This is a genomic window from Variovorax sp. P1_H2 (assembly GCF_056405295.1).
This window is the reverse complement of the sequence record NZ_JBFUCJ010000240.1, coordinates 1-3,341: the sequence shown is the minus strand read 5'-3', so window position 1 is coordinate 3,341 and position 3,341 is coordinate 1. Positions and strand designations below refer to the sequence as shown.

Genomic DNA, 3,341 nt, shown 5'->3' with positions numbered 1-3,341 from the left:
GACCGTGATCGTGCCGTTGTCCAGGCCGCTCAGGTCGGCCGCGCCAGCCGTCCAGGTATTGCCGTTGACCGTACCCGTCACGACCACGCTGTTCACGCCGTCGCTGAAGATCAGCGTGACCGTCTGGCCGTCTTCCACGTTCGTGGTCGTGCCGCTCACCACCAGGGCTTCGGCCTCGGCTGCGTTGATCACACCGTCGCCAGCGATCGGGCCGCCCACCGTGATGGTGGGCACCGTCGAGCTGACGCCGTAGATGTGCGAAACGTTGCCGCTGGCGCTGTTGCCGGCTGCATCACGGGTGGTGACGCTGGCTTCGACGGTGGTGTCGGCATCTGCTGCCAGGTCCGAGCCCGCCACGTCGATGCGCCACGCGCCGTCTGCGTCCACGGTGCCGCTGTAGGTCACGCCGTTGATCACCAAGGTGACCACGTCACCCGCTTGCGTGCCGGTGGTCGTACCGCTCACCGCCACAGTCGAAGCCGCTTCCGCGTTGTTGATCACGTTATCCGCCGTGATGGCGTCGACCGCAATGGTCGGAGCCGTCGGCGGCGTGATGTCGAGGACAGCCGAGTCCGTCGCCTCAGCGGAGACGTTGCCCGCCAGGTCGGTGCTGGTCGCGCTCACGTTGAGAGTCGCGCCATCGGCCGGCGTCGGCAGACTCACGATGACGAAGCCGTTGGTCACGTCGGCCGCGCCCAGCGTGACGTTGATGATGTTCGTGCCATCGGTCACGGCGATCACGTCGCCGGCCGCTGCGCCGGAGACCAGGCTCACCTTGACCTGAATGCCGGCACCCAGCTCGGGGCCGCTGATGACACCATCGTTGTTGGCATCGCTGACGATCTCGACGCCGATGACGGGCGCCGTCTGGTCACCRCCCACGATCTCGACCGRTTCGGACTTGTTGCCCGMAYCRTCGATCGCCTCGATCGTTCCCGGCTCGCCTTCRGGCAGCGGGTTCGGCTCGATGCGCCAGTTGCCGTCSGGATCCACCACGGCGCTGCCCACGACATTGCCGCCACCGTCGGTGACGAYCACGRTGCTGCCTTCYTCRCCRGTGCCGSCCAGGCCRCCRCYGTTGTTCTCATTGACCACAGGSGTCGTCGGMKCSGTCTGGTCACCRCCCACGATCTCGACCGRYTCGGACTTGTTGCCCGMMTCGTCGATCGCCTCGATCGTKCCCGGCTCGCCTTCRGGCAGCGGGTTCGGCTCGATGCGCCAGTTGCCGTCSGGATCCACCACGGCGCTGCCCACGACATTGCCGCCACCGTCGGTGACGACCACGGTGCTGCCTTCYTCGCCSGTGCCGCCCAGGCCGTTGCCGTTGTTCTCGGTCACGACAGGCGTCGATGGTGGCGTCATTTCCAGCACGGCGCTGTCGCTGTGGCTCGCCGGGTTGCCAGCTGCGTTGCTGACGTTCGCCGTGATCGTGATCGTGCCGCTGGTCAAGCCGCCGAGATCGGCGGCCGAGGTCGTCCACACACCACCGTTGACGAAGGCCGTGACCACCACGCTGTTCACGCCGTCGCTGAAGGTCAGCGTGACCGTCTGGCCGTCTTCCACATTCGTCGTCGTTCCGCTCACCACCAGGGCTTCGGCYTCGGCKGCGTTGATCACRCCGTCGCCCGCGATCGGGCCRMCCACCGTGATGGTGGGGACSGTCGAGCTGACGCCGTAGGCGTGCGAAGCACTGCCGCTGGCGCTGTTGCCCGCCGTATCGCGCGTCACCACCCTGGCTTCAACGGTGGTGTCGGCATCTGCGGCCAGGTCCGAGCCCGCCACCTCGATGCTCCAGGCGCCGTCTGCGTTCACGGTACCGCTGTAGCTGACACCGTTGATCATCAAGATGACCACATCGCCTTCCTGCGTACCAGTGGTCGTGCCGCTCACCGCCACGGTCGAAGCCGCTTCGGCGTTGTTGATCACGTTGTCCGCCGTGATGGCATCGATCGCAATGGTCGGTGCCTCCGGCGGCGTGATGTCCATCTCGGCGCTGTCGCTGTCGCTGGCCGGGTTGCCGGCTGCGTTGCTCACTGCTGCCGTGACCGTGATCGTGCCGTCGGTCAGGCCGCTCAGGTCGGCCGCATCGGCCGTCCATACGCCGCCCGTGACCGTGCCCGTGACCACCACGCTGTTCACGCCATCGCTGAAGGTCAGCGTGACGGTCTGGCCGTCTTCCACATTCGTGGTCGTGCCGCTCACCACCAGGGCTTCGGCCTCTGCAGCGTTGATCACGCCGTCGCCAGCGATCGGGCCGCCCACCGTGATGGTGGGTACCGTCGAGCTGACGCCGTAGGCGTKCGAAGCACTGCCGCTGGCGCTGTTGCCCGCCGTATCGCGCGTCACCACGCTGGCTTCGACGGTGGTGTCTGCGTCTGCGGCCAGGTCCGAACCTGCCACGTCGATGCTCCAGGCACCGCCTGCGTCCACGGTGCCGCTGTAGCTGACACCGTTGATCACCAAGGTGACCACGTCGCCGGCTTGCGTACCAGTGGTCGTGCCGCTCACCGCCACGGTTGAAGCCGCTTCGGCGTTGTTGATCACGTTGTCCGCCGTGATGGCATCGATCGCAATGGTCGGTGCCTCCGGCGGCGTGATGTCCATCTCGGCGCTCGCGCTGTCGCTGGCCGGGTTGCCGGCCGCGTTGCTGACGTTCGCCGTGACCGTGATCGTGCCGTTGTCCAGGCCGCTCAGGTCGGCCGCGCCAGCCGTCCAGGTATTGCCGTTGACCGTACCCGTCACGACCACGCTGTTCACGCCGTCGCTGAAGATCAGCGTGACCGTCTGGCCGTCTTCCACGTTCGTGGTCGTGCCGCTCACCACCAGGGCTTCGGCTTCCGCTGCGTTGATCACGCCGTCGCCTGCGATCGGGCCAACCACCGTGATGGTGGGTACCGTCGAGCTGACGCCGTAGGCGTGCGAAGCGTTGCCGCTGGCGCTGTTGCCGGCTGCATCACGGGTGGTGACGCTGGCTTCGACGGAGGTGTCGGCATCTGCTGCCAGATCCGAACCAAGTACGTCGATGCTCCAGGCGCCGTCTGCGTCCACGGTGCCGCTATAGCTGACGCCGTTGATCACCAGAGTGACCACATCACCAGCTTGCGTACCAGTGGTCGTGCCGCTCACCGCCACGGTCGAAGCCGCTTCGGCGTTGTTGATCACGTTGTCTGCCGTGATGGCGTCGACCGCAATGGTCGGAGCCGTCGGCGGCGTGATGTCGAGGACAGCCGAGTCCGTCGCCTCAGCGGAGACGTTGCCCGCCAGGTCGGTGCTGGTCGCGCTCACGTTGAGAGTCGCGCCATCGGCCGGCGTCGGCAGACTCACGATGACGAAGCCGTTGG

Annotated in this window: 1 protein-coding gene; it reads right to left on the bottom strand. The window is 67.1% G+C overall.

Features of this window, described 5'->3' with window-relative positions; genetic code table 11:
* Window positions 1–3,341 (bottom strand): beta strand repeat-containing protein (locus tag AC1D2E_RS35260; protein ID WP_478201701.1); only part of this gene is annotated, 3,341 nt, incomplete at both ends.